This is a genomic window from Lentzea sp. NPDC060358 (genome assembly GCF_042725365.1).
GTDB lineage: Bacteria > Actinomycetota > Actinomycetes > Mycobacteriales > Pseudonocardiaceae > Lentzea.
Genome location: NZ_JBHXCW010000050.1, coordinates 14004 through 39613 on the forward strand (window position 1 = coordinate 14004; position 25610 = coordinate 39613).

At 71.0% G+C, this 25610-nt stretch carries 24 protein-coding genes and 1 pseudogene; 13 read left to right on the forward strand and 12 right to left on the reverse strand.

What is annotated here, in order from left to right; genetic code table 11:
* Nucleotides 1–24 precede the first annotated feature (24 nt).
* Nucleotides 25–960: a LysR family transcriptional regulator gene (locus ACFWGZ_RS13765; protein ID WP_382451829.1), complete on the forward strand. Its 936-nt coding sequence runs from the start codon at nt 25–27 to the stop codon at nt 958–960.
* Between the two features lie 8 nt (nt 961–968).
* Here the strand turns inward: ACFWGZ_RS13765 and ACFWGZ_RS13770 are convergent, their stop codons facing one another.
* Together ACFWGZ_RS13770 and ACFWGZ_RS13775 are read right to left on the reverse strand one after the other, a co-directional pair.
* A complete protein-coding gene (locus ACFWGZ_RS13770; protein ID WP_382451830.1) occupies nt 969–2468 on the reverse strand; it encodes a CoA-acylating methylmalonate-semialdehyde dehydrogenase in 1500 nt (499 codons plus the stop codon).
* Nucleotides 2465–3748, reverse strand: a complete 1284-nt coding sequence (locus ACFWGZ_RS13775) for an aspartate aminotransferase family protein (RefSeq protein ID WP_382451831.1) — start codon at nt 3746–3748, stop codon at nt 2465–2467. Before ACFWGZ_RS13775 ends, ACFWGZ_RS13770 begins: the two co-directional genes overlap by 4 nt.
* Nucleotides 3749–3855: 107 nt before the next feature.
* Here ACFWGZ_RS13775 and ACFWGZ_RS13780 point away from each other — a divergent pair, with 107 nt between their 5' ends.
* Nucleotides 3856–5448 carry a PucR family transcriptional regulator gene (locus tag ACFWGZ_RS13780; protein WP_382451832.1) on the forward strand — a complete coding sequence of 531 codons (1593 nt, stop codon included), beginning with the start codon at nt 3856–3858 and terminating at the stop codon, nt 5446–5448.
* A gap of 24 nt (nt 5449–5472) precedes the next feature.
* Here ACFWGZ_RS13780 and ACFWGZ_RS13785 read toward each other — a convergent pair whose 3' ends face one another.
* Nucleotides 5473–5907 (reverse strand): hypothetical protein, encoded by a 435-nt coding sequence (locus ACFWGZ_RS13785; protein ID WP_382451833.1) that lies wholly within the window; start codon nt 5905–5907, stop codon nt 5473–5475.
* A gap of 129 nt (nt 5908–6036) precedes the next feature.
* On the opposite strand from ACFWGZ_RS13785, the gene ACFWGZ_RS13790 reads away from it, so the two are divergent.
* The 4 genes from ACFWGZ_RS13790 to ACFWGZ_RS13805 are packed head-to-tail and all read left to right on the forward strand — an operon-like array spanning nt 6037 to nt 9025.
* Complete coding sequence (locus ACFWGZ_RS13790; protein ID WP_382451834.1) at nt 6037–6744, forward strand: MerR family transcriptional regulator; 708 nt, start codon at nt 6037–6039, stop codon at nt 6742–6744.
* A 17-nt stretch (nt 6745–6761) separates the two neighbouring features.
* Nucleotides 6762–7385, forward strand: coding sequence for a class I SAM-dependent methyltransferase (locus ACFWGZ_RS13795; protein WP_382451835.1), 624 nt, complete (start codon nt 6762–6764; stop codon nt 7383–7385).
* A 36-nt stretch (nt 7386–7421) separates the two neighbouring features.
* Entirely contained in the window at nt 7422–7931 is a 510-nt protein-coding gene (locus tag ACFWGZ_RS13800) for a hypothetical protein (RefSeq protein WP_382451836.1), read from the forward strand.
* Complete coding sequence (locus tag ACFWGZ_RS13805; protein WP_382451837.1) at nt 7928–9025, forward strand: hypothetical protein; 1098 nt, start codon at nt 7928–7930, stop codon at nt 9023–9025. The genes ACFWGZ_RS13800 and ACFWGZ_RS13805 overlap by 4 nt, the downstream gene beginning before the upstream one ends.
* Nucleotides 9026–9043: 18 nt before the next feature.
* Here ACFWGZ_RS13805 and ACFWGZ_RS13810 read toward each other — a convergent pair whose 3' ends face one another.
* A complete protein-coding gene (locus ACFWGZ_RS13810) occupies nt 9044–9742 on the reverse strand; it encodes a hypothetical protein (protein ID WP_382451838.1) in 699 nt (232 codons plus the stop codon).
* Between the two features lie 144 nt (nt 9743–9886).
* On the opposite strand from ACFWGZ_RS13810, the gene ACFWGZ_RS13815 reads away from it, so the two are divergent.
* Genes ACFWGZ_RS13815 through ACFWGZ_RS13835 form a run of 5 tightly spaced genes read left to right on the forward strand, consistent with a single transcriptional unit; the run spans nt 9887 to nt 16608 of the window.
* The gene (locus ACFWGZ_RS13815; protein WP_382451839.1) at nt 9887–11395 is read left to right on the forward strand and encodes an NCS1 family nucleobase:cation symporter-1; all 1509 of its coding nucleotides are present in this window, start codon (nt 9887–9889) and stop codon (nt 11393–11395) included.
* On the forward strand, nt 11392–12234 hold the full coding sequence (locus ACFWGZ_RS13820) for a nitrilase-related carbon-nitrogen hydrolase (RefSeq protein WP_382451840.1): 843 nt from the start codon (nt 11392–11394) through the stop codon (nt 12232–12234). Before ACFWGZ_RS13815 ends, ACFWGZ_RS13820 begins: the two co-directional genes overlap by 4 nt.
* Nucleotides 12231–13616, forward strand: a complete 1386-nt coding sequence (gene hydA / locus ACFWGZ_RS13825; protein WP_382451841.1) for a dihydropyrimidinase — start codon at nt 12231–12233, stop codon at nt 13614–13616. The genes ACFWGZ_RS13820 and hydA overlap by 4 nt, the downstream gene beginning before the upstream one ends.
* A 16-nt stretch (nt 13617–13632) precedes the next feature.
* Nucleotides 13633–14625 (forward strand): TIGR03842 family LLM class F420-dependent oxidoreductase, encoded by a 993-nt coding sequence (locus tag ACFWGZ_RS13830; protein WP_382451842.1) that lies wholly within the window; start codon nt 13633–13635, stop codon nt 14623–14625.
* 9 nt (nt 14626–14634) lie between these two features.
* Entirely contained in the window at nt 14635–16608 is a 1974-nt protein-coding gene (locus ACFWGZ_RS13835) for a tetratricopeptide repeat protein (RefSeq protein ID WP_382451843.1), read from the forward strand.
* On the opposite strand, the gene ACFWGZ_RS13840 is transcribed toward ACFWGZ_RS13835, so the two are convergent.
* The 8 genes from ACFWGZ_RS13840 to ACFWGZ_RS13875 all read right to left on the reverse strand — a co-directional run bounded on the left by ACFWGZ_RS13840 (nt 16587) and on the right by ACFWGZ_RS13875 (nt 24947).
* Nucleotides 16587–17534: an NUDIX hydrolase gene (locus tag ACFWGZ_RS13840; protein ID WP_382451844.1), complete on the reverse strand. Its 948-nt coding sequence runs from the start codon at nt 17532–17534 to the stop codon at nt 16587–16589. The genes ACFWGZ_RS13835 and ACFWGZ_RS13840 overlap by 22 nt on opposite strands.
* Nucleotides 17531–18643 carry a glycosyltransferase family 4 protein gene (locus ACFWGZ_RS13845; protein ID WP_382451845.1) on the reverse strand — a complete coding sequence of 371 codons (1113 nt, stop codon included), beginning with the start codon at nt 18641–18643 and terminating at the stop codon, nt 17531–17533. Before ACFWGZ_RS13845 ends, ACFWGZ_RS13840 begins: the two co-directional genes overlap by 4 nt.
* Nucleotides 18640–19542 carry a phosphatidylinositol mannoside acyltransferase gene (locus tag ACFWGZ_RS13850; protein WP_382451846.1) on the reverse strand — a complete coding sequence of 301 codons (903 nt, stop codon included), beginning with the start codon at nt 19540–19542 and terminating at the stop codon, nt 18640–18642. Before ACFWGZ_RS13850 ends, ACFWGZ_RS13845 begins: the two co-directional genes overlap by 4 nt.
* On the reverse strand, nt 19539–20141 hold the full coding sequence (gene pgsA, locus ACFWGZ_RS13855; RefSeq protein ID WP_382451847.1) for a phosphatidylinositol phosphate synthase: 603 nt from the start codon (nt 20139–20141) through the stop codon (nt 19539–19541). Before pgsA ends, ACFWGZ_RS13850 begins: the two co-directional genes overlap by 4 nt.
* Before the next feature lie 495 nt (nt 20142–20636).
* Complete coding sequence (locus ACFWGZ_RS13860) at nt 20637–21476, reverse strand: helix-turn-helix domain-containing protein (protein ID WP_382451848.1); 840 nt, start codon at nt 21474–21476, stop codon at nt 20637–20639.
* Nucleotides 21477–21828: 352 nt separating this feature from the next.
* On the reverse strand, nt 21829–22377 hold the full coding sequence (locus tag ACFWGZ_RS13865; RefSeq protein ID WP_382451849.1) for an HIT family protein: 549 nt from the start codon (nt 22375–22377) through the stop codon (nt 21829–21831).
* The gene (gene thrS, locus ACFWGZ_RS13870) at nt 22374–24380 is read right to left on the reverse strand and encodes a threonine--tRNA ligase (protein WP_382451854.1); all 2007 of its coding nucleotides are present in this window, start codon (nt 24378–24380) and stop codon (nt 22374–22376) included. The genes ACFWGZ_RS13865 and thrS overlap by 4 nt, the downstream gene beginning before the upstream one ends.
* Before the next feature lie 75 nt (nt 24381–24455).
* On the reverse strand, nt 24456–24947 hold the full coding sequence (locus tag ACFWGZ_RS13875; protein WP_382451850.1) for a GNAT family N-acetyltransferase: 492 nt from the start codon (nt 24945–24947) through the stop codon (nt 24456–24458).
* A gap of 135 nt (nt 24948–25082) precedes the next feature.
* Between ACFWGZ_RS13875 and ACFWGZ_RS13880 the strand changes: the two genes are divergently transcribed.
* Nucleotides 25083–25394, forward strand: coding sequence for a hypothetical protein (locus ACFWGZ_RS13880; protein ID WP_382451851.1), 312 nt, complete (start codon nt 25083–25085; stop codon nt 25392–25394).
* A pseudogene (locus ACFWGZ_RS13885) lies at nt 25391–25610 on the forward strand (hypothetical protein); the annotation flags it as partial. The gene ACFWGZ_RS13880 and the pseudogene ACFWGZ_RS13885, both read left to right, overlap by 4 nt.

The window sequence follows — 25610 nt, forward strand, 5'->3', positions numbered from 1 at the left end:
CAGTTGTGTTGCTAGCTTCGGCGCGTGGACCTCGACGCCGTGCGGACGTTCGTCATCGTCGTCGACGCCGGGCAGTTCCAGGCCGCCGCCGACGAACTGGGAGTCACCCAGCAGGCCGTCTCGAAGCGCATGGCCGCACTGGAGCGCTCGCTCGGGGTCGCGCTCTTCGTCCGCTCCGCCAGGGGGACGCGGCTGAGCGCCGACGGGAGGTCGTTCCTGCCCCACGCGCGCGACCTGGTCCGGGTCGCGGCGAGGGCAGCCGAGTCGGTCAGGTCCGGGCGGCGGCCGGTCCGCATCGACGTCCTCAACCGGCGCACCGCTCCAGCCACCTCGTTGCACGGTTTCCACCGAACCCGTCCCGAGGTGGAGCTCGACGTCGTGACCCTGTCCGAAAAGGACGCCGGTTCCGCCGTGGCGGCCGTGGTGGACGGCGACATCGACGCGACCTTCCGGGCGCTGGTGTCGACCGGAGGCCGGATCGACGCCCCTCTCCGCGCGGCCAGGGTGATCGACGACCGCCACCAGCTCCTCGTCGGACCGCGGCACGAGCTGGCCGGACGCACGAGCGTCACCCTCGCCGACCTCCGCGAGCACCGCGTCCGGATGCCGGGAATGCGGGCGGACACCGAGTGGGGCGCGTACTACGACGAACTCGCCAGGACGTTCGGGCTCTGGATCGACACCACCGGCCCCAGCTTCGGGGCCGAGGCCCTCCTGGACGAGGTCGCCGCCTCCGCCGAGCTCTCCACGTTCGTCGGGGAGGGCAGCCGCTACCTGTGGCCGGAGGCCTACGACCTGCGCCGGATCCCGATCGTCGACCCGGCGCCGGTCTACCCGCACTCACTCGTCTGGCGCGGCGACAACAGGCATCCCGTCCTCGCCGCCTTCCTCGACCACCTGCGAGGTCTTCGGCGGAGCACACCCGCGGACCGGGTTTGGGCACCCAGCTGGGCGTGCTAGCCGTACCGCTACGTGTTCTGCGGGAACCCGAGGTTCACGCCGCCGTGCGACGGGTCCAGCCACCGCGACGTGACCACCTTCGACCGCGTGAAGAAGTGCACGCCGTGCGGCCCGTAAGCGTGCGAGTCGCCGAACAGCGACTCCTTCCACCCGCCGAACGAGTAGTAGGCGACGGGCACGGGAATCGGCACGTTCACGCCGACCATGCCCACCTCGACCTCGTTCTGGAACCGCCGCGCCGCGCCGCCGTCGTTGGTGAAGATGGCGGTGCCGTTGCCGTAGCGGTTCTCGTTGACCAGCGCGACGGCCTCCTCGTACGTGCCGCGGCGGACCACCGACAGGACCGGGCCGAAGATCTCGTCGGTGTAGACCGCCATCTCCGGCCCGACGTGGTCGAAGAGCGTCGGGCCGAGCCAGAAGCCGCTCGCCTCGCCGTCGATCGGGTGGTCGCGGCCGTCGACCGCGAGCACGGCGCCCTCGGCGACGCCGGTGTCCAAATAGGACGTGACCTTGTCGCGGTGCGCGCCGGTGACCAGCGGGCCCATCTCGCAGGACGCGCCGGCACCGACCCGCACGTCGGCGATCCGCGACTTGATCTTCTCGACGAGCTCGTCGCCGGCCTGGCCCACGGCCACGACGACCGAGATCGCCATGCAGCGCTCCCCCGCCGAGCCGAAGCCCGCGGACACCGCCGCGTCCGCCGCCAGGTCGAGGTCGGCGTCCGGCAGGACGACCATGTGGTTCTTGGCGCCGCCCAACGCCTGCACGCGTTTGCCGTGTGCCGTGCCGGTCTCGTAGACGTAGCGGGCGATCGGGGTGGAGCCGACGAACGAGATCGCCTTCACCGCCGGGTGTTCGAGCAGGCGGTCGACGGCCACCTTGTCGCCGTGCACGACGTTGAGCACGCCGTCGGGCAGGCCGGCCTCGGCGAAGAGCCCGGCGATGAAGTTCGCCGCCGACGGGTCCTTCTCCGACGGCTTGAGCACCACCGCGTTGCCGCAGGCGATCGCCGTCGGCACGAACCACAGCGGGACCATGGCGGGGAAGTTGAACGGCGAGATCACGCCGACCACGCCGACCGGCTGCTGGATCGAGTAGACGTCGACGCGGGTCGAGGCGTTCTCGCTGAAGCCGCCCTTGAGCAGCTGCGGGATGCCGCACGCGTACTCGACCGACTCGAGCGCCCGCTGGATCTCGCCACCGGCGTCGGACACGACCTTGCCGTGCTCCGCCGACACCAGTTCCGCCAGGTCGCCCTTGCGGTCGTTCAGCAGCTCGCGGAACTTGAACATCACCGACGACCGCTGCGCCAGGGAGGCCGTGCGCCAGGACGCAAACGCTTCCGCGGCGGCGTTCACCGCTTCGTCCACTTCGGACACCGAGGCGAACGCGACCTGCTTGGCCACCTTGCCGGTCGTGGGATCGTAGACGTCGCCGAGCCGTTCGGCGGGACCTTCCCAGGCCCTGCCGCCGATCCAGTGCCCGACCATGTTCTGGGCGTCGGTCATGCGCGCTCCACCGCCTGCGCCAGAATGCCCAGCGCCTCGTCCAGCTCGTCCTCGGTCAGCGTCATCGGCGGTGCGAGCCGGATCACGTTGCCGTACAGGCCTCCCTTGCCCACGAGCAGCCCCAGTGCCTTCGACTCGCTCAGCACCGCCGAAGCAGCCGAAGGGTTTGGCTCGCCCTCGGGACCGACGAACTCGACGCCGACCATCAGGCCCTTGCCGCGCACGTCGCCGATCACCGGGTGCTTCTCGGCCAGCTCCCGCAGCCCGCTCAGCAGGCGCGAGCCGAGCTTCGCCGCGTTGGCCTGGAGGTCGTGCTCCAGCAGGTAGTTCACGGTGGCGAGCGCGCCGGCCGTGGAGATCGGGTTGCCGCCGAACGTGGAGATCGAGTTGGCGTTGATCGTGTCCATCAGGTCGCCGCGCGCCACCACGCCACCGATCGCGAGACCGTTGCCGAGGCCCTTGGCGAACGTCATCGCGTCCGGCACCACGTCGTGCGCCTGGATGCCCCAGAAGTGCTCGCCGGTGCGTCCCCAGCCGGTCTGCACCTCGTCGGAGATGAACAGGATTCCGTACTCGTCGAGCACGTCCTTGAACGCGCGGAACAGGCCGTCGGGCGGGGAGGTGAAGCCGCCGACGCCCTGGATCGGCTCGGCGATCATGCACGCGACGTCACCGGACGTGGTGGTCTCGATGATCTCGCGCAGGTCGTCGACGCACGCCTTGACGTAGCCCTTGTCGTCGAGGTCGCGGAACGGGCTGCGGTAGCGGTAGCCGCCGTGCACCCAGCTGACCTTGATCGGCGACAGCGCGGACGCGGACCAGCCGCGGTTGCCCGTGATGGCGATCGTCGCGAACGCGCGGCCGTGGTAGCTGTTGCGCAGGGCCAGGACCTGCTCGCTGCGGCGGGCCTGGGTGGCGAGCATCAGCGCGGTCTCGTTGGCCTCGGTGCCGGAGTTGGTGAAGAACACCTTGGCGTCCGGGATGCCGCTCAGCTCCGCGATCTTCTCGGCGAGCTCGACCTGCGACTTGATGAGGTACAGCGTCGAGCTGTGCAGGACGCCCGTGTCGAGCTGGGAGCGGATGGCGTCGCTGATCTCCGCGACGTCGTAGCCGATGGCGTTGGTCAGGATGCCCGCGAAGAAGTCGAGGTAGGTCGTGCCCTCGCGGTCGGTCACACGGCGCCCCTCGGCGCTCGCGATCTCGATGGGCTCGTCGTAGTAGAGGGCCAGCCACTTCGGCATCACCGCGCGGTGTCGTGCCAGCAGCTCCTTGTGGGCCATCACGTCCTCCAGGGGTCTACGCCTGCCCTCGGAGTGTCCTGGCGCGCCAGGTCCGCCGCCATGCACAACCTGTACCCGGATCGGCTGGTTGGCATTACGTTGTGTCCATGTACCCGACGGTCGCGGAAGTGGTCGCCCTGCCGGTGATCCGGCAGGGCAAGCCGCGTCTGGTGGCCGGATCGGCCGGCCTGTCCCGGCGCGTCCGCTGGGTGCATGTGGCGGAGATCGCAGACATCGCGCCGTTGCTGCGCGGCGGCGAGCTGGTGCTCACGACGGGCGTGATGCTGCCCGAGTCGGGCCTCGCCCGCTACGTCGAGGAACTGGCCGCCGTCGGCTGCGCGGGGCTGGTCGTCGAACTGGGCAGGCGGTGGCGTGACGACGTGCCCGCGGCCCTGGTCACCGAGGCCGAACGGCACGGGTTGCCGCTGGTCACGCTCACGGAGGAGACGAAGTACGTCGCCGTGACCGAGGCGGTGGTCGGGTTGATCGTCGACGCCCAGCTGGCCGAGCTGCGGGCCGCGGAGCAGGTGCACGAGACGTTCACGGCGCTGACGGTCGCCGGCGCCGAACCCTCCGAGGTGCTGCGCGAGGTCGCCCGCACGTCCGGTCTGCCGGTCGTGCTGGAGACCCTCGGGCACGACGTGCTCGCCTACGACGCGGCCGGGCACGACCCGGTGACGCTGCTGGACGACTGGGCGGCGCGCTCGCGGGCCGTCACGGTGTCCGAGCGGACCTCCTACGACACCGCGTCCGGCTGGTTGATCACGATCGTCGGCGCGCGCGGCGCGGACTGGGGCCGGCTCGTGCTCGTGTCACCGGAACCGCCGCCGCACCGGCACGTCGTCGTCGCCGAACGCGCCGCGTCCGCGCTGGCCGTGCACCGGCTGGTCGCCCGGGACCGCGAGTCGCTGGAACGCCAGACGCACCGCACGTTGCTCGCGCAGCTGCTCGGCCAGTCACCCTCGGCACCCGACCTCGGCGCGCGGGCGGCGGCGCTGGGCGTGCCGCTGGAACGGCGGCAGCTCATCGGCGTGGCGGTCCGGCCGGTGTCGGTGCTGCAGGGACAAACCCTGGCCACGCAGGAGGTCCTGCGCGACCTGGCCGAGGCCACCGCGCTGGCCGGACGACGGGTCACGGTCGCGGCGCTCGTCGGCGTCGTGGACGACACGTCGGTGCGCGCCCTGCTGTCCGTGCCCGTGACCGTGGGGGTGGAAGGGGTCCTGCGCAAGGTCGCGCGCGAGGTCCACCGGACCGCGGCGTCGCCCGTGGTGATCGCCGTCGGCACGACCGTGACGTCCACATCGGACGTTCGCCGCTCGCTCGGCGAGGCCGCGCACGTGGCCGGTGCGGCTCTGCGGGCGCCGGGATCACAGCTCTACCACCGGCTCGACGACGTGCGGCTGCGCGGCCTGCTGCACCTGCTGCGCGACGACGAGCGGGTGCGCGCATTCGCGGACCGCGAGCTGGGCCCGTTGCTGGCCCGCGACACCGCACAGGGTTCGCGGCTGGTGGAGCTGCTGCGGTGCCTGTGCGAGAACGGCGGCAACAAGTCGGCGGCCGCGGCGGCCGCGCACCTGTCGCGCACGGCGTACTACCAGCAGCTGGCGCGGATCGAACAGGTCCTCGGCGTCTCGCTGGAGGACCCGGAGTCGGTGCTGTCGCTGCACGTGGCGTTGCTGGTGCACGAGATGGGCCCGTAGCGGGCCCACCTCGGCGTGCGGGTGTCAGCCGTTGATCGTCGGCAGCACGCCCGACAGCACCATCGGGTTCGGCACGGCACCCGCGGCCGGCAGGCCGGGCGCGGACGGGACCGGCGCGTGCACGGCGCCGAGGTGGGTGTTGCCGACGGGGGCCACGGGGGTGTTCAGCTGGGGCAGGCCGGGGGTGGCGGGCAGCGACCGCTCCTGGGCGATGCCCGGGAGGGCCGGGACGGGCAGGCCGCTCGCGACCGGCGCGCCGACGTGCGGCATCTCGACGGCGCCGGCGGCCTCGAGCGGGTTGGCGAGGTGGGCGGTACCGGGAACGAGCTGGCCGGCACCGACCTGCGGGAGGCCGCCGTTCAGCTGCGGCACCTCGGCGGCGTTGGCCGCCCCCGCGAGCAGCGGAGCCGCACCGGCGGCGAGGAGAGCGGCGGCACGGAACAGTCCGGAACGAGACACGTTTTTCCTCAATCTGCTTTTCGGGGACCGATCTTCGATTTCATCGGCGCACCCGGTTCGCGAATTAACCCGCTCGATCGGGTGTTCAGGGCTTGAACCTCACGCCACGGGAGGTCCTACGGTCGTGGCGTGACCCGTTGGAGCATCGGTGACCTGGCCAAAGCGAGCGGACTGACCGTCCGCACGCTGCACCACTACGACGAGATCGGGGTGGTCGTCGCGTCCGAGCGCACGCCTTCCGGTCACCGTCGGTACACCCCGGACGACGTCCGGCGCCTCTATCAGGTGAGATCGCTGCGCCAGCTGGGCCTCTCCCTGGAGGACGTCCGCTCGGCACTGTCCCGTTCGGACTCGTTGCGACCTCTCTTCGAGGCCCAGCTGGCGGCACTGGCCCGGCAGGCGCAGCAGGTGGACGCGCTGCGGTCCCGCCTCACGGCGTTGCTCGACGGGCACACCACCGAGTCCCTTCTGTCCACTTTGGAGATGATGTCCGTGTACGAGAGCTACTTCACCGCCGGCCAGCTCGAAGACCTGCGTTCGCGAGCGGCCGCCCTCGGCCCCGAGGCCGTCGAGGGCCTGAAGACGTCGTGGCTGGAGCTCGTCCGGCAGCTGCGGCAGCACATGACCGAGGGAACGCCCGCGTCCGACCCGCGCGTCGGCGAGCTGGTGGCGGAGTGGGACGCGCTCGGCGCCCGGTTCACCGGGGGCGATCCCGCCGTCCAGGCCGCCGCGCAGAAGTCGTGGAGCGAGAACAAGGCGGCCATCAGCACGCAGATCGGCTGGCCGGCGGACGACGGCCTGGTCGAGTACGTGAACCGGGCACGCGCCGCGAAGTGACCTGGCAGGGTGTCGTCATGACCGCTGACGACGACGCCCGCCGCCTGCACGCCGCCAACCCGGGCGGCTGGTTCGAAGATCTCTACGCGGAGGCCGACGCCGGCACGGCCTCCGTCCCCTGGGACAAACCCGAACCGCAGCCGCACCTCGTCGAGTGGGCCTCCGGGACCGACGGCACGGGCAAGACCGCCCTGGTCGTGGGCTGCGGCTACGGCCGCGACTCGGAGTACCTGGCGACGCTGGGCTACGCCGTCACGGCGTTCGACGTCTCCCCCACCGCCATCGCCGCCGTCCAGGCGCGCCACCCGGACTCGGAGGTCACCTACGTGGCCGCCGACCTGCTCGCGCCGCCACCCGAGTGGCACCGCGCGTTCGACCTCGTCGTCGAGAACATGACGGTCCAGGCGCTGCCCGTCGCACTGCACGCCCGCGCCTGCGAACAGGTCGCGAAGCTGACCGGCGCACGCCTGCTGGTGCTCGCCGTCGCCCGTGACGAGGGCCCCGCACCGTCCGGCCCGCCGTGGCCGCTCACGCCCACCGAGATCGACGCGTTCGCCGTGGACGGTCTGTCGCCCGTGCGCGTGCATCGCGACGAGGTCCGCTGGGCCGCGGAGTTCACCCGCCAAGTGGCCATGAACTGACCACTTATGGCGGAGTTCCGCCGCTTAGCGTGAATCATGCTCGTTCGTCGGATGGTCGCCCGCCTGCTCGACTGGCTGCTGGTGCTGGTCGTGGTGTGGCCGCTGGTCCACGAACCCGTGATCGTGGCGCTCTGTGCGGCCGTGTACGACGCACTGCTGCTGCGCCTGAACACGATCGGAAAGGTGCTCACGGGCCTGCGCGTGGTGGGCCCCGCGTCGGGCTTCGAGCACCGGCGAGCCCTGACCCGCACACTCGTGACGACCGTCGTGCCCGGCGCGGGCGGGGTGCTCGTGCTGACCGGCGTGGGCTGGCGGGAACCGGCGCTGGTGGCAGGCCTCGGCTGGCAGCAGCCGTGGGTCGTCGCCGGCGAAACCCTGCCCGTCGGCCCGTCGGGGTGGGTCGGGCCGTTGGTGCTGGTCAGCGGGCTGGTGCTGCTGGGGCTCTCGGCGGTGGAGTCGCTGGACCTGCGGGGGACGCGGACGTGGCACGACCGCAAGGCGGGCACGGCCGTGGTGCGGCTCAAGGTGGCACAATCCCAGCGGTGACCAACGAGGTCGACCGGAACCACGGCACCGTGGTGCAGGCGCACGAGATCGGGTGCCTGCACGTCGCCGCGCACCCGCTGAGCGCGCTGAACGGCCTGCCACCATCCGTCTCGTCCTTCACGGGTCGTGTGGCGGACCTGGCCGAACTCACCGCGCACCGGGTCGTCGTCGTGTCGGGGCTGGGCGGTGTCGGCAAGACCGAGTTGGTGCTGCGGTTCGCCGAGGACAACAGCTTCCCCGGTGGCCAGTTGCTGTGGGACTTCCACAGCTACGACGCGGGCCGCACGGACGCCGGCGCCGCGCTGCGCTCGTTCCTGCTCGCATTGGGCGTCGGCGACATTCCCGAGGTCGAGGCCGACAAGGCGAGGCTGTTCCGCTCGCTGGTGTCGAATCGCGAGCCGATGCTGTTCGTGCTCGACAACGTGGGCACCGCCGCGCAGGTCCGGCCGTTGCTCGTGCCGAGGCACAAGCTGATCGTGACCAGCCGCGATCTCCTCCCCGCTCTCGACGCGCACCAACTCGAGCTGACAGCCCTGCCCGTGGAGGACGCGGAACGGGTGACCGGCGACGCCGAGGTGGCACGGCTCTGCGACGGCCTTCCTCTTGCGCTGCAGATCATGGCGGCGCTGAAGCGGTCCGACCCGGATCACGACTGGGCTGCAGATCTTCGCGGCCGGCGGCTGAACGTGCTCAAACTCGACGACCAGGACCTGCGGGCGACGTTCGACCTCTCGTACCGGACGCTGTCGGACGATCAGCGGCGGTTCTTCCGCTTGCTCTCGTTGGCCGGGAGCTTCGTCACGCCGGACAGTGCCGCCGCGGTCTGCGCGCTGACCGGACCTGAGATCCTCGCCCGTCTCAGAGACCTGAGGAACAAGCACCTGCTCGAGTCCGGCAACCGCTTCCACGATCTCGTGCTGCAGTACGCCGTCGAACGTCGCGAGGCCGAGGAGACCAGGTCCACGATCGAGGAGGCGGCGGACCGGTACGACCTGCACCTGCAAGAGCTGCGGCGGCGCCGAGGCCACTGGAGGCGTATCGGCGAGTTGGCAGAGTGCTACACCAGTGGAAATCTGCCCAGATACATGATGTGACGAGTTCTGGGGCTCGGCTCAGAGCCGGGACTTTAGGAACCCGATCGCGTCCGGCAGCACCCGCCGCCAATACCCGCCGTCGTGCTCGCCGTGGTCGAACGCCCCCTGCGCCCCGACCGCCCGGGCCAGTTCCACCGCCGGGTCGTGGAACGGGTCCTCCCGCCCGCACCACACCCCCACCGGTGACGTGATCCGGCCGGCGTGCAGCAACGGCTCGTGGCGCTCCCACACCTCGCGCGACGCGAAGCCGTTGATCCGGGCGGCGTCCTCCCAGGTGGGGAACAGGGCGGGGCTGACCGCCGCGACGGCCTTCAGCGGCTGCCGCGAGGCGATGTCCAGCACCCCGAACCCGCCCATCGACACGCCCAGCGCGGCCTCGAACGGCACCGGCGGGACCAGGGACACCCAGTAGTCGTCGCCGCCGTCGACCACCGCGCACCGCAACCGCGTGCCGTGCAGGAACCGCGGCAGCCCCAGGTCCTCCCACCACGCGACGCTGCCGCCGCGGCCGTGCAGCACGAGCACCACCGGTCCGGCCGCGCCCATCCACGCGCCCCACGGCGTCGGCTGGACGGGGACCGGGGGCACGTCGGGCACCACGCCGTCCCGGCCGGTCCAGCCGAGCAGACGGCGGCCGGGCGGGCTGAGCGCCGCCCACGTCCCGCCCGCGACCAGGCCCGCTCCGCCGAGCAGCAGCGCGCGCCGGGACATCCCCATGAGGAACACGGTACGCACAATGTGCGCCGATCATGACAAGCGTGGACACTCTGACACTGCCAGACCTGCGCCACCGGTCCCAGGATTCCGGGATGGAACCGACCGCGTTCGCCGTGTTTCAGCAGCGTAACAGGGGGTTGAACGATGGCAGTTGAGTCCTCCCCGCCCCAGGTCACACCGGACGGTCGCGTCGAGCTGAGCGACGTGCGTCCCATCCAGGACAGCAGGTTCTACAACCCCGAGCTCGCGCCGGTGCCGGTGGAGCAGCGCACGTGGAGCACGTACAACTTCTTCGCGCTGTGGATGGGCATGGCGCACAACATCCCCAGCTACACGCTCGCCGCGAGCCTCATCGCGCTCGGCATGGACTGGGTGCAGGCGTTCCTCACGATCACACTCGGCAACCTGATCGTGCTGGTGCCGATGCTGCTCAACAGCCACGCCGGCACGAAGTACGGCATCCCGTTCCCCGTGTTCGCCCGCGCCTTCTACGGCATCCGCGGCGCCAACCTCGTCGCGTTGCTGCGGGCGTTCATCGCGTGCGCCTGGTTCGGCATCCAGACGTGGGTCGGCGGCAAGGCGCTGCACGTCATCATCGGCCGGCTCGCCGGTGACGGGTGGACGAAGGCGTCGCAGATCGCCGGGCAGCCGTGGACGTTGTGGTTGTGCTTCTTCGGTTTCTGGGTCGTGCAGATGCTGGTGATCTGGCGCGGCATGGAGGCGATCCGGCGGTTCGAGAACTGGACGGCACCGCTGGTCAGCATCGGCTTCCTGGTGCTGCTCGGCTACGTGCTGGTGAAGGCGGGCGGGTTCGGGCCGATCCTGCACCAGGGCAGCAGCCTCGGCTGGGGGCCGGAGTTCTGGAAGATCTTCTTCCCCGCGCTGATGGGCATGATCGCGTTCTGGTCGACGCTGAGCCTCAACATGCCGGACTTCACGCGGTTCGGCGGGTCGCAGAAGAAGCAGGTCACCGGGCAGGTCCTCGGTCTGCCGACCACCATGTCGTTCATCGCGATCGTGGCGATCCTGACGACGTCGGGTGCGCAGGCGCTGTACGGCGAGGCGATCTGGGACCCGGCCGACCTCGCGTCGCGGTTCGACAGCACGCTGCTGGTGCTCGTCGCGCTGATCTCGCTGGTGCTGGCCACGATCTCGGCCAACCTCGCGGCGAACGTCGTCAGTCCCTCCTACGACTTCTCGAACGCGTTCCCGAAGCGGATCACCTTCGCCGTGGGCGGTCTGATCACCGGTGTCGTCGGCATCCTCATCCAGCCGTGGCGGCTGATCTCCGACCCGAGCATCTACATCTTCGCGTGGCTCGGGTTCTACGGCGGGCTGCTCGCGTCCGTGGCGGGCGTGTTCGTCGCCGGGTACTGGGTGATCAAGAAGACCGCGCTGCGGCTGGAGGACCTCTACCTCGACGGGCGGGGCGCGTACTGGTTCAACGGCGGCTGGAACTGGCGGGCCGTGGTGGCGACGCTCGTGGGCTCGGTGCTCGCGGTCGGCGGCGCGCACGGCGGGCCGTTCCCGGCGGACGGGCTCATCCCGTTCCTCAAGCCCCTCTACGACTACAACTGGGTGGTCGGCTTCGCCGCCGGCTTCCTCGTTTTCCTGGCTCTGAAGGACAACTCGGCAAAGGAGACGACCAGGTGAGCACCATCATCCGGGCGGCGCTCGTCCAGCAGAAGTGGACGGGCGACAAGGAGTCGATGATCGCGAACGCGGTCGAGCACATCCGCAACGCCGCCTCCCAGGGCGCGCAGGTGCTGTGTCTCCAGGAGCTCTTCTACGGGCCGTACTTCTGCCAGGTGCAGGACGCGGACTTCTACTCCTACACCGAGGCGATCCCCGACGGCCCCACCACGGAGCTGATGAAGGAAGTCGCCGCGCAGAACAACATCGTGCTCATCGTGCCGATGTACGAGCAGGAACAGCCGGGCGTCTACTACAACACCGCCGCGGTGATCGACGCCGACGGCACCTACCTCGGCAAGTACCGCAAGAACCACATTCCGCAGGTCAAGGGCTTCTGGGAGAAGTTCTACTTCAAGCCTGGCAACCTCGGGTACCCCGTGTTCGACACCGCGGTCGGGCGGATCGGCGTCTACATCTGCTACGAGCGCCACTTCCCCGAGGGCTGGCGGGCGCTGGGCCTCGCGGGCGCGAAGATCGTGTTCAACCCGTCGGCCACCAGCAGGTCGCTGTCGGAGTACCTGTGGAAGCTGGAACAGCCCGCGGCGGCCGTCGCGAACGAGTACTTCGTCGGCGCGATCAACCGGGTCGGCGTGGAACCGCTGGGCGACAACGAGTTCTACGGCCAGACGTACTTCGTCAGCCCGCGCGGCCAGCTCGTCGGCGAGGCGGCGTCCGACACCGAGGAGGAGCTCGTCGTCCGCGACCTCGACCTGGACCTGCTGACCGAGGTCCGCGACACGTGGGCGTTCTACCGCGACCGCCGCCCCGACACCTACGAGGGCCTGGTGACGCCGTGAGCACGCTCATCCGCAACGGCCTCGTCGTCAACGCCACCGGCTCGCACGCCGCCGACGTGCTGATCGACGGCGAGCACATCGCCGCGCTCGTCACGCCCGGCTTCGAGGTGCGGGCCGACGAGGTCGTCGACGCGGCCGGGAAGTACGTCATCCCCGGCGGCATCGACGTGCACACCCACATGGAGATGCCGTTCGGCGGCACCCAGTCCGCCGACACGTTCGAGACCGGCACGACGGCGGCGGCGTGGGGCGGCACGACCACGATCGTCGACTTCGCCGTGCAGCCCAAGGGCTCGTCGTTGCTGTCCACTCTGGACAGGTGGCACAGCAAGGCCGACGGCAACTGCGCCGTCGACTACGGGTTCCACATGATCATCTCCGACGTGAACGACCAGTCGCTCAAGGAGATGGAGTCCTGCATCGCGGCCGGCGTGAACAGCTTCAAGATGTTCATGGCCTACCCCGGCGTCTTCTACGCGACCGACGGCGAGATCCTGCGCGCCATGCAGAAGGCGCGCGAGACCGGCGCCACGATCATGATGCACGCGGAGAACGGCATCGCGATCGACCAGCTCGTGGCGCAGGCGCTGGCCGACGGCCTGGGCGACCCCGTGCAGCACGGCCTGACGCGCCCGCCGGAGCTGGAGGGCGAGGCCACCTCGCGGGCGATCCAGCTCGCGAAGGTGACCGGGTCGCCGCTCTACGTCGTGCACCTGTCGGCGGCCCAGGCGCTCGACGCCGTCACGGCGGCGCGCGACACGGGCCAGAACGTGTTCGCGGAGACCTGCCCGCAGTACCTCTACCTGTCGCTGGACGACCTGGCCCTGCCGGGCTTCGAGGGCGCGAAGTACGTGGCGTCGCCCCCGCTGCGCCCCAAGGAGCACCAGTCGTCGCTGTGGCGGGGCCTGCGGACCAACGACCTGTCCGTCGTGAGCACCGACCACTGCCCGTTCTGCTTCAAGGACCAGAAGCAGCTGGGCGTCGGCGACTTCTCGAAGATCCCCAACGGCATGCCCGGCGTCGAGCACCGCGTCGACCTGCTGCACCAAGGCGTGGTGAAGGGCGAGATCACCCGCGAGCGCTGGGTCGAGATCGTCGCCACGACCCCGGCGCGGATGTTCGGCATGTACCCGCGCAAGGGCGTGATCGCACCGGGCGCGGACGCGGACGTCGTGGTCTACGACCCCGCGGCCACGCAGACGATCTCGGCCGAGACCCACCACATGGCCGTGGACTACTCGGCCTACGAGGGCTTCGAGGTGACCGGTCGCGTCGACACCGTGTTTTCCCGGGGCCGCAAGGTGATCGCCGACGGCGCCTACCACGGCTCGACGGGCCACGGCCGGTTCGTGTCCCGCGACCTCAACCAGTACCTCGTGTAGAGAGAGGAGGTCCACTGTGGACTTCGGTGTGGTGCTGCAGACCGACCCGCCGGCGCGGGACGTGGTGGAGGGCCTCCGCGCGGCCGAGGACTGCGGCTTCCGCTACGGCTGGACGTTCGACTCCTGCGTGCTGTGGCAGGAGCCGTTCGTCATCTACTCCCAGGTGCTGGCCGCCACCCGCGACCTCGTCGTGGGCCCGATGGTCACCAACCCGTCGACCCGCGACTGGTCGGTGACGGCCTCGCTGTTCGCGACGCTGAACGACATGTTCGGCAACCGCACGGTCTGCGGCATCGGCCGGGGCGACTCGGCCCGCCGCGTGATCGGCCGGAAACCGGCCTCGCTCGCGACGCTGGGCTCGGCGATGCACGTGATCAAGGAACTGGCCGAGGGGCGCGAGGTCGAGCACCACGGCACACCCGTGCGGATCCCGTGGGTGCGCAACGGCAAGCTCGAGGTGTGGATGGCCGCGTACGGTCCCAGGGCGCTGAAGATGGTCGGCGAGCAGGCCGACGGCTTCATCCTGCAGACCGCCGACCCGGACATCGCCCGCTGGACCATCGGCTCGGTGCGCGAGGCGGCGACGGCGGCCGGCCGCGACCCGTCGGCCATCACGATCTGCGTGGCGGCACCGGCCTACGTCGGCACAGACCTCGAGCACCAGCGCGACCAGCTGCGGTGGTTCGGCGGCATGGTCGGCAACCACGTCGCGGACCTCGTGGCCCGGTACGGCGACTCGGGTGTGGTGCCCAAGGCGCTGACCGACTACATCAAGGACCGCGAGGGCTACGACTACGCCCACCACGGCAAGGCGGGCAACCGGTCGACCGACTTCGTGCCGGACGCGATCGTCGACCGCTTCTGCCTCGTCGGGCCGGAGTCGGCGCACGTGGAGCGGTTGCAGGAGTTGAAGGAGATCGGCGTCGACAACTTCGCGCTCTACCTGATGCACGACGAGAAGGACAAGACGCGCGACGCGTACGGGTCGGCGGTGATCCCGGCCGTCTAACCTGGTGCCGTGCCCGAAGACCTGCCCTCCGTGTCGAACGCGTTCGACGGCACGGCCGGGCAGGTCTTCCAGATCGGTGTCGTCGAGGGCGATGTGGTCCTGGGTGCGTCCCGCCCTTCCGCGCTGCCGCTGCAGGTGGGCGTGGTGCCACCGCGTGCCGCGTCGTTCCAGCACCGTGACGCGCCTGTCGCGGAGCGGGCGCTGCTGATCGGAACGGGTGGCGTCGGCAAGACCCAGCTCGCGGCCGAGCACGCCAGGGCCCTGTGGGACGCCGGGGAAGTCCGCCTGCTGGTCTGGGTGACGGCGACCTCGCGCGACGCGATCTCGTCGGCCTACGCCGACGCCGCCACGAAGCTCGCCGGTGCGCAGCGGGACGCGCAGGCGTTCCTGGAGTGGCTAGCCACCACCGCCGAACCGTGGCTGGTCGTGCTCGACGACCTGCGGAAGCCCTCCGACCTCACCGGGTTGTGGCCGCCCGAGACCGGGCGCGTGGTCGTGACGACTCGGCGGCAGGACGCCTCACTGCGCGGCGAACGACTGCTCGTCGGCACGTTCACGCCGGACGAAGCCCGCAAGTACCTGTCGTCGGTGGTGGGTGCGGACGACGACGTCGCCCGGCTCGCCGACGAGCTCGGACACCTGCCGCTGGCGCTGGCCCAGGCCGGTGCTTGCGTGCTCGACCGGCACCTCTCGTGCGCCGAGTACCTGGCCCGGTTCTCGGAGCGGCGACTGGAGCTGATGGCTCCGGACGAGTTGCCCGACGACCACCGGGCGACCGTCGCGGCGACGTGGGCGTTGTCCGTCGAGCACGCCGACTCGCTGACGCCGCGGGGGGTCGCCCGGCCGCTGCTCGACATCGCGAGTGCGTTGGACCCCAACGGGATTCCGGTCGCGCTGTTCACCTCGCCGGCCGTGCTGGAGTTCGTGGGCGTGGACGCCGCCGACGCCCGCGACGGGCTGAGCTGCCTGCACCGGCTCAGCCTGGTCACCCTGGGACAGGACGTCCGGGTGCACGCGCTGGTGCAACGCGCCACCCGTGACACGTGGACCGATCCGGCGGCGGTCGTCCGCGTCGCCGCCGACGCCCTGACCGAGGTGTGGCCGGACGAGCAGCGACGGGTCCTGCACGCGAACGCCGAGGCCCTCCGCGCGTGCGGCGACCGCTGGCTGTGGCGGGAGAACTGCCACCCGCTGCTGTTCCGCTGGGGCATCGACGTCGGCACGTCCACGACCAGCGGAGCCGTGGAGTTCTTCGCCGAGCTCGGCAGGACCTCGTCCGAACGGCTCGGTCCCGATCACCCCGACTCGCTGCGGGCTCGCGGCCTGCTCGTCCAGTGCCGCAGCGAGGTGTCCGACCCGGCCGCGGCCGCGACCGAGTACCAGCGGCTGCTGGAGGTCCAGGAACGCGTTCTCGGCCCCGACCACGTGGACACCCTGTTCACCCGGCGCAGCCTCGTCATGTGCCGCGGGAGGTCGGGCTCCCCGGCCGAGGCCACGGCCGCGCTCCGCGACCTCCTCGCCGACCAGGTGCGCGTTCTCGGCCCGGACCACCCCCAGACCCTCACCACCCGCGGCAACATCGCCTTCCTGCTCGCCAGGGCGGGCGACCTGCGGCGCGCCGTCGCCGCGACCGAGGCGCTGGTGGCCGACCAGGTGCGCGTTCTCGGCTCCGACGACCTCCAGACGATGGTGACGCGGCAGAACCTCGCCGACCTGCGGGGCGAATCAGGTGACCTGGCGGCGGCCGTCACCGGGAACCGGCGCCTGCTGGCCGACCGGCTGCGGGTGCTCGGCCCGGACCACCCGCTCACCTGGGCGAGCCGCGGGAACCTCGTGCACTGGCTGCACGAGGCCGGGGACATGTCCGCGGCGGCAGCGGAGTGCCGGGAGCTGCTGCGAGAGCAGGTGCGGGTGCTCGGCGCCCGTCACCCCGAGGTGCGCAAGACCCGCGAGTCGTTCCTCTACCTCACCGAGCGGGTCTGACCGTCCCACTCCGCCGTGAGCGTGGGCAGCAGTTCGGCCAGCTGCACCGGGTAGAAGGTGTCCTCGGTGGCCGCCAGCTCCTCCGCCGTCCACCACCGGTACGAGGCGATGCTGTGCTCCTCGGCGTCGTCGAACCCGGAGGTGTCGACCTCGAAGGCGTCCACCGGCGCGTGGAAGAACCACTCCTCCGCGTCGAAGGTCTGCCCGGCGAAGCTGAACACCGCGCGCCGCCGCCACACCGGGCCGGCCAGCTGCTCCGGGTCGAGCTTCACGCCCGTTTCCTCGAACGCCTCGCGCACGGCCGTGTCGCGCAGGTCCTCGCCGTCCTCGACACCGCCGCCGACGGTGAACCAGAACAGCTCCTGCGGGCGCGCCGGGTCGAAGCCCTGGAACAGCAGGACCCTGCCCCCGGCGTCCACCAGCAGCACGCGGGCGGACGGGCGGGGCGTCAGCATCACCGCGTCGGACGGGGCGGCGGGCTCGGCGATCTCGAAGTACGACGGCTGCGGCGCGGTGCCGGACAGCCGCAGCCACCGCACGATCCGGCGGCGGCGCTGCAGCAGGGTGTCGCGGACGGCGTCGTTGTGGACGCGGCGGGCGAGCACGACGCGTTCCTCGGCGTCGGCCAGCTCGGACGCCAGGGCCGGGGCGAGAGCCGAGCGGTCCAGGGCACCCAGCAGGGTCGAGAGCTCGTTCTCGGCCGACTCGCGCTCGGCCCGCGACGCGGATTCGGCGCGGGACGCGGCGGCGGACAGGGCCGGGTCCAGCAGGGCGCGCACCACGACGGCGCGGCGGGCCAGCGCGGCGTCCAGGGCGGCCCAGGCGGCGTCGGTGCGGACGTGGAGGCGGTCGAGGCGGTTCGCGATGGCCAGCACCCAGGCGGCCAGCAGCAGGGCCACGACCACGACGACGAGGACGGCGGTCATGCCTCGCTCACCCGGCGGGGGTCGGCGGCGATGGCCGTCTCGTAGACGCGCAGCACCTGGGAGGCGACGACGGACCAGTCGAAGGCCTGCACCCGCTGCGACCCGACGGTCACGTACTCGGCGCGCTGGGCCGAGTCGCGCAGCACCGAGCGCAGCGCGTCGGCCAGGGCGCGGGCGTCGCCGACCGGGAACAGCGCGCCCGCCTTGCCGTCGTCGAGCACGCGGCGGAAGGCGTCGATGTCCGAGGCGACCACGGCGGTGCCGGCGGACATGGCCTCGGTCAGGATGATGCCGAACGACTCGCCGCCGGTGTTGGGCGCCACGTAGACGTCGACCGAGCGCAGCATCCTGGCCTTCTCGACGTCGTCGACCTGGCCGAGCAGGTCCACCCGGTCGGCGAACGGCCCGTCGAACGACGCCTCGCCGCGGCCCACGACCAGCAGGCGCAGGTCCGGGAACTCGGCGGCGATCAGGCCGAACGCCTCCCACAGCACCGGCATGCCCTTGCGCGGCTCGTCGTAGCGGCCGACGAAGCCGAGCGTGCCGCCGGGGCGCGGGTAGCCGTCCAAAGTGGACGCCGAGGCGAAGAAGTCGACGTCGACGCCGTTCGGGATCTCCACCGCGTCGCCCCCGAGGTGCTCGACCTGCACGCGGCGGGCGAGTGCGGAGACGGCGATGCGGGCGGTGACCTTCTCCAGGAACGGCTGCAGCACGGGCTGGAACGCCGACAGCATCTTCGAGCGCGGCGTGGAGGTGTGGAAGGTGGCGACGATCGGGCCGTCGGCCAGCATCAGCGCCAGGAACGACAGCGACGGCGCCGTGGGTTCGTGCAGGTGCAGGACGTCGAACCGGTGCTCCTCGATCCAGCGGCGCACCCGCGCGTACGAGACGGGGCCGAAGGACAGGCGCGCCACCGAGCCGTTGTACGGGATGCCGACCGCGCGGCCGGCGGAGGTCACGAACGGGGGCAGCGCGTGCTCGTCGTCGGCCGGGGCGAGGACGTTCACCTCGTGGCCCAGCGCGATCAGGGCGCGCGCGAGGTCGACGACGTGGGCCTGCACCCCGCCCGGCACGTCGAACGAGTAGGGGCAGACGATCCCCACCTTCACCGCGCGAGCCTCCTGGCAAGGGCGGTGCGGCGGCCCTCCGGCAGGTCGGCCAGCCAGAGCTTCTGCAGCATGTGCCAGTCGGCCGGGTGGGCGGCGATGTCGGCGGCGAACACGTCCGCGACGGCCTGCGTGGCGGCCTGGACCGTGCCGACCTTGATCGGCGGGTGGATGCGGAAGTGCCAGCCGTCCTCGGTGAACCAGCAGCCGACCGGCAGCAGCGCGGCACCCGTCGTGGACGCCAGGTGCGCGGGACCCGCGGGCATCAGGGTCTGCTCGCCGAAGAACGTGACGGGCACGCCGGACGACGTCAGGTCGCGGTCGGCCAGCAGGCACACGACCTTGTTGGCGCGCAGGCGCTCGGCCAGCACCGTCGCGGGTGGACGCTCGCCGCCGCTGAGCGGCAGCACCTCGAAGCCCAGCGTCTCGCGGAACTCGACGAACTTGCGGTACAGCGACTCGGGCTTCAGCCGCTCGGCGACCGTGGTGAACGTGCCGGAGTGGCCGACGAGCCAGACGCCCGCCATGTCCCAGTTGCCGCTGTGCGGCAGCGCGACGACCGCACCGGTGCCGTTCGCGAGCGCCGCGTCGAGGTTCTCCACGCCGGAGACCTGCGAGTCGCACTTCTCGTACGCGGCCGCGAGGTCCGTCGACGGCAGGCGGAACGCCTCGCACCAGTAGCGCGCGTAGGACCGCAACGAGTCGCGCACCAGTTCGTCGAGCTCTTCCTCACCGGCCTGCGGCACGACCCGGCGCAGGTTCCTGCGCAGCTGCGCGACCCCGCCACCCCCGCGTTTCGCGGCGTAGTCGGCCCCGGCCCGGAACAACCCGCGCGCCCACGACTCCGGCAGCAGGCGGATCAGCCGCCACCCGGCGCTGTACCCGAGCGTCGCGAGGTTCACGCGGCCTCCCGCGCCGACTTCGCGACCGCGAGGACGCGCTGCAGCACCGTCGCCACCGTCATGACGGCGAGCAGCCACAACGCGATGTCGAGCAGGTGGGGCACGCCGAGCCCCTGCACCCCGGCACCGACGAGCGCGACGATGAACCGCTCGGCCCGCTCGGCCAGCCCGCCGTCGGCGCTGAGCCCCGACGCCTCGGCACGCGCCTTGACGTAGGAGATGACCTGCGAGGCCACCAGGCAGACGAACCCGGCCGCCGCGGTCCACCGGTTGCCGCTCGCGAACGCGTACCAGGTGAGCGCCGCGAACAGCGCCCCGTCGGCGATCCGGTCGCAGGTGGCGTCGAGCACGGCCCCGAACTTCGTCGGCCCCTGCGCGCGGGCCATCGCCCCGTCGATGAGGTCGAGCAGCACGAAGAACGTCACCAGCGCGCTGCCGACGAACAGCTGCCCGCGGGGGATGAACCACAGCGCACTGGCCACGGCACCGGCCGTGCCGGCGACGGTGACGGCGTTGGGGGTGAGGCCACGCGCCAGCAGCCACGCCCCGATCGGATCGGTGACGCGCGAGACGGACGCGCGAGCGAAGATGTTCAGCATGGCGTGTCGCAGCCTAGCTGGACTGCTGAAACGCCCTGCTCGCGGGTGAGGGCGGGCTCTGGCTTGGACAGGACGGGCGGCCAGCGGGAGCGGGCGGGCGGCGGGAGCGGGCGGGTGCCCTGCCCGGCGATGGGACGGGCGGTCGGCCTGTCGGTGGGATGGTGGCCTGCTCGGTGAGGCGGGTGGCCTGCCTGGTGGCGGGGCGGGCCTGGCGGCGGGCGGCTGAGAGCGGGCCGGGTGACCTGCCCGGCGGCGGGGCGGGCCTGGCGAGTGCCGTCCCCCACGACGACAACACCCGCGCACAGCCCGCCGAACCCCCTCGCGAACCCCCTTCGAACCGAACTCCTCGGAACCGAGCTCCCCCGAGCCGGACTCCCAACCGAACTGCTCCGGGCCGAACCACTCCGGAACCGAACCCCGGGCCGAACCCCGGGCCGAACCTCCCGGACCGAACCCCGGGCCGAACTCCCCCGAGCGGCGTGCACCGCCCCGGGACTAGCCGAGTCGCCGGTGGTCCTCGGCGATCCGCTTCAGCAGCGCCTGCAACTCCTCCCCCCGCACCGCCATCCGCTCCAGCCGGCCGAACAGCGCCAGGTACTCGCGCACGTCCAGCGGGTCGGTGATGGTGGCGTTGCCCGTCAGCACGCTGACCGTGACGACGCGCTCGTCGTAGATGTGGAAGCCGTGCAGTGCCACGACGTTCGCGTCCGCCGTCCACGGCACCACGCCGAGGCGGACGTTCGGTCTGCGCTGGATCGCGGCCAGGTGCTCGACCTGCTCCGCCATCTGCTCGGGCGAGCCCATCCGCCAGCGCAGGGCGCTCTCGGACAGCACGAACACGAACTGCTTGGCCAGGTCGTCCATTCTGGACCGGCGCACGCGCAGCGCCGCCACCGCCGCCTCCTGCTCCGACGGCGGCATCGTCCCCAGCACGATCCGCAGGTAGGCCTCGGACTGCAGCAGCGAGGGCACCAGGTTGACCTGGAAGAACCTCGACGTCGCGGCCCGCGCCTCCACGCGGCTGATCGTCTGCTGGTGGCGGTGCGCCCCACGGTGCAGCACGACGCGGCGGGTCTCCGCCTCGGCGTGCAGCGACCTGGCGAGTTCGACCAGTTCGATGCGCGTCTCCCTCGAGGCGGCCAACTCCGCCACGAGACGCTCCACGTCCGCCACGGACGGGAGCAGCATGCCGTTCTCGATCTTCGACAGCTTTGACTGGCTCATCCCGGTGGCACGGGCGGTGGCCGTGCCGGTCATCTTCGCCTCGGTGCGCAACCGGCGTAGTTCACGCGAAAGCCGTTCTCTCGCTAATCGCGAACGCTCAGGTGCGGTCATGGTTCGCACCGTATCCATTCACACTCGGCGAGACGATCGGCCATAGGCGGGGACTTGACTCGCAGTTGACACCTCCAGGTGGGTGATCTCACCTACCTGGAATCGCTTTGTGCTGGTGTTACGTCTCGATCCCCGCCGCAAAACCACCCGAAAGACGTAACCGAAATCTATTCCTGACCGCATGGAAACGACGTTGATTGTCCAGGCCGGACAAGGCGCGAGAGTTTTTGTCACTCTTTTGTCCACGAATTCGTCCGGCTTTCAAGCAGATGCCTGACTAAACGCCCTGTTTAGGGCCGAACTCGCAAAGGGACTTAGGCGCGCGGCAATATCGTGCGCAAAGCGAACAAGATCAGCCGACGGCCTTCCAGCCGTCGGCCAGCAGCTGCCGGGTCTCCCCCAGCAGCTGCGGCAGCACCTTGGTGTGCCCGATGACCGGCATGAAGTTCGCGTCGCCGCCCCACCGCGGCACGACGTGCTGGTGCAGGTGCGCGGCGATCCCGGCGCCCGCGACGACGCCCTGGTTCATGCCCACGTTGAACCCGTGCGGTGACGCCACGTGCCGGCCCACCCGCATGGCCTTCTGCGTGAACGCGGCGAACTCGGCCGTCTCCGACACCGTCAGGTCGGTGTAGTCCGGCACGTGCCGGTACGGCAGCACCATCAGGTGGCCGGGGTTGTACGGGTACAGGTTCAGCACCGCGAAGACCTCGGCGCCGCGCGCGATGATCAGACCGTCCTCGTCGGACAGCGCGACCACGCGGCAGAACGGGCACCCGGCGGGCTCGTCGCCCTCGGCCTTGCCCGCGCCCTGCACGTAGGACAGGCGGTGCGGGGTCCACAGGCGCTGCAACGCGTCCGGGACCCCGACTCCGTCCTGCGGTTCGAGCTCAGGCGTCACGAGAGCAGTTCCGCCGTGGGCGAGGCGTTCTCCCGGCGGCCCACCCAGTCGACGATCTGCTCGACGGCCCGCTCGACGGGCACGCCGTTGATCTGGGTGCCGTCGCGGAACCGGAACGACACCGCGTTCGCCTCCACGTCCTTGGCACCGGCCAGGAGCATGAACGGCACCTTCTGCAGCGTGTGGTTGCGGATCTTCTTCTGCATGCGGTCGTCCGAGGCGTCGACGTCGACCCGGATGCCCTTCTTCTTCAACGTCTCGCGCACCGCGAACAGGTGGTCGGCGTTCTCCGAGGTGACCGGGATGCCCATGACCTGCACCGGCGCGAGCCACGCCGGGAACGCGCCCGCGTAGTGCTCGGTCATCACGCCGAAGAACCGCTCGACCGACCCGAACAGCGCGCGGTGGATCATGACCGGGCGCACGCGCGAGCCGTCCGGCCCGGTGTACTCGAGCTCGAAGCGCTCCGGCAGGTTGAAGTCGAGCTGGATGGTCGACATCTGCCAGGTGCGGCCGAGCGCGTCGCGGCACTGCACGGAGATCTTCGGGCCGTAGAACGCGGCGCCACCGGGGTCGGGCACGAGCTCCAGGCCGGACTCCCGCGCCACCGACGCGAGCGTCTCGGTCGCCTCGTCCCAGATCTCGTCCGAACCGACGTACTTCTCCGGGTTCTTGGTCGAGAGCTCCAGGTAGAAGTCGTCGAGGCCGTAGTCGCGCAGCAGGTCCAGCACGAACGTCAGCAGCGACCGCAGCTCGTCGCGGACCTGGTCGCGGGTGCAGAAGATGTGCGCGTCGTCCTGCGTCATGCCGCGCACGCGGGTCAGGCCGTGCACCACGCCGGACTTCTCGTAGCGGTAGACGCCGCCGAACTCGAACATGCGCAGCGGCAGCTCGCGGTAGGACCGGCCGCGCGACTTGAAGATCAGGTCGTGGAACGGGCAGTTCATCGGCTTGAGGTAGTAGTCCTGGCCCGGCTTGCGGACGGTGCCGTCGGGGTTGAGCTCGGCGTCGAGGTGCATCGCCGGGTACATGCCGTCCTTGTACCAGTCGAGGTGGCCGGAGACCTCGAACAGGTTGCCCTTGGTGATGTGGGGCGAGTAGACGAACTCGTAGCCCTCTTCGGTGTGCCGCTGGCGGGAGTAGTCCTCCATCGCCTTGCGGATGATGCCGCCCTTGGGGTGGAACACCGCGAGGCCGGAGCCGATCTCGTCCGGGAACGAGAACAGGTCGAGCTCGACGCCCAGCTTGCGGTGGTCGCGGCGCTCGGCCTCGGCCAGCCGCTCCAGGTAGGCGTCCTGCGCCTCCTGCGACTCCCACGCGGTGCCGTAGATGCGCTGCAGCTGCGGGTTGTTCTCGTTGCCGCGCCAGTAGGCCGCCGCCACGCGGGTCAGCTTGAACGCCGGGATGTGCTTGGTGGTCGGCACGTGCGGGCCGCGGCACAGGTCGCCCCAGACCTGCTCGCCCGAGCGCGGGTCGAGGTTGTCGTAGATCGTCAGCTCGCCGCCGCCGACCTCCATGACCTCGCTCGTGTCGACGTCGCTCTTGATGTCGACGAGCTCGAGCTTGAACGGCTCGGCGGCCAGCTCGGACTTCGCGGCGTCGACCGACTCGACGACGCGGCGGGAGAACCGCTGCGAGGACTTGACGATCTGCTTCATGCGCTTCTCGAGCGCCTGCAGGTCCTCGGGCGTGAAGGGCTTGTCGACCTGGAAGTCGTAGTAGAAGCCGTCCTTCACGGGCGGGCCGATGCCGAGCTTGGCCTCGGGGAACTGCTGCTGCACCGCCTGCGCCAGCACGTGGGCGGCGGAGTGGCGGATGACGCTGCGGCCGTCCTCGGTGTCCGCGGCGACGGCCTCGACCTCGACGTCGACCTGCGGGGTCCACGACAGGTCGCGCAGGTGGCCCTCGGCGTCCTTGACGACGACGATCGCGTCGGACCCCTTGCCGGGCAGGCCGGCCTCGCGCACGGCCGTGCCCGCCGTCGTCCCAGCCGGAACCACCACGCGCGGCGGGTTCTGGGCGAGGGCTGGACGCGACTCGGACACGGTGACTCCTAGCGGGAAGTGTTGGGTGTTCGATCAGATGTTATCGGTGCTCAAGATGGACATGACGATCGCGTCGTGGAAGACCCCGTCCCAGAGCAGCGCGTCCCTCAACCGGCCTTCCTCGCGGAAGCCCAGTTTCCGGTAGACGTGCAGGGCCCGCTCGTTGAAGTCGTACACCTCGAGGTCCACCCGGTGCAGGCCGAGGACGGTGAACGCGTGGCCGAGGGCGTGCCGGATCGCGATTGTCCCGTACCCCTTGCCGAAACCGTCCCACAAGGCGATCCGCAGACCCGCTGACCGGTTGTCCGGATCAATGGTGAGAACGACCTCGCCGAGGAACTTCCCGTCCTCCGTTATCGCGCGGGTGTAGCGGTGCGGGTCGTTCAGCGTCCGCTCGATGTACGCCTCGTAATCCGCGAGCGTGAACGTGGCGTGCGTGCCCGTGAGGCGGGCGACCTCGGCGTCGTTCGGGCCGCCGGCGGCCATCGCCTGAGCGAACTCCGTGCGGAGCGGGACGAGTTCCATGGCTCGATTGAAGCCGGTGGGTGCAACCGCTTTCTCCCGAGGCCCTACGCAGTCCTCTCTGAGTGGTTTCTCGGATGCGTCGCGGGGTATCGGGCGAGCAGGCTGGGTGCCCGGCCCGCCGAATGGAGCACCGACATGGACGTCGTCGTCGAATGCCCGGTCCGCCTCACCGAGTCCAACCGGGACGAGCTGCGCCTGCTGTACGCCGACCTGCGCGACCACTACGCGCGCCGCGACGCCCGTGACGGCACGCGCACGACCCTGCACTTCCTGTGGACGGGCGTGCTCGACGCCGAGCTCTTCGGCGCGACCTATGCCGACCAGCGGCACGTTTTCGCTGGTTCCAGGCCCGTGCTGAACTCCGCGCCGGGCGCGGCCGAGCTTCAGGAAACGAACAGGTGGCTGTCAGCCCCAGCTCAGCCGAACGGCGCATCGTTGGGGACATGAGCGAGCAGGGACCGACGCCCCCACTGCAGGGGCCGTCGAGCAACGATCCGCAGGCGGCCCGGCCTGCACCGGAGCAGGCGACCACGCCGCTGCCGGCCGACGCGGCGCCCGGTCAGCCGGCGGCACCGCACCCCACGACCCCCCAGCCCACCACCCCGCAGCCCGCCGGGGGCGTACCGGCGGCCGACCAGCCGACGGTCCAGCACGCCGCCGGGG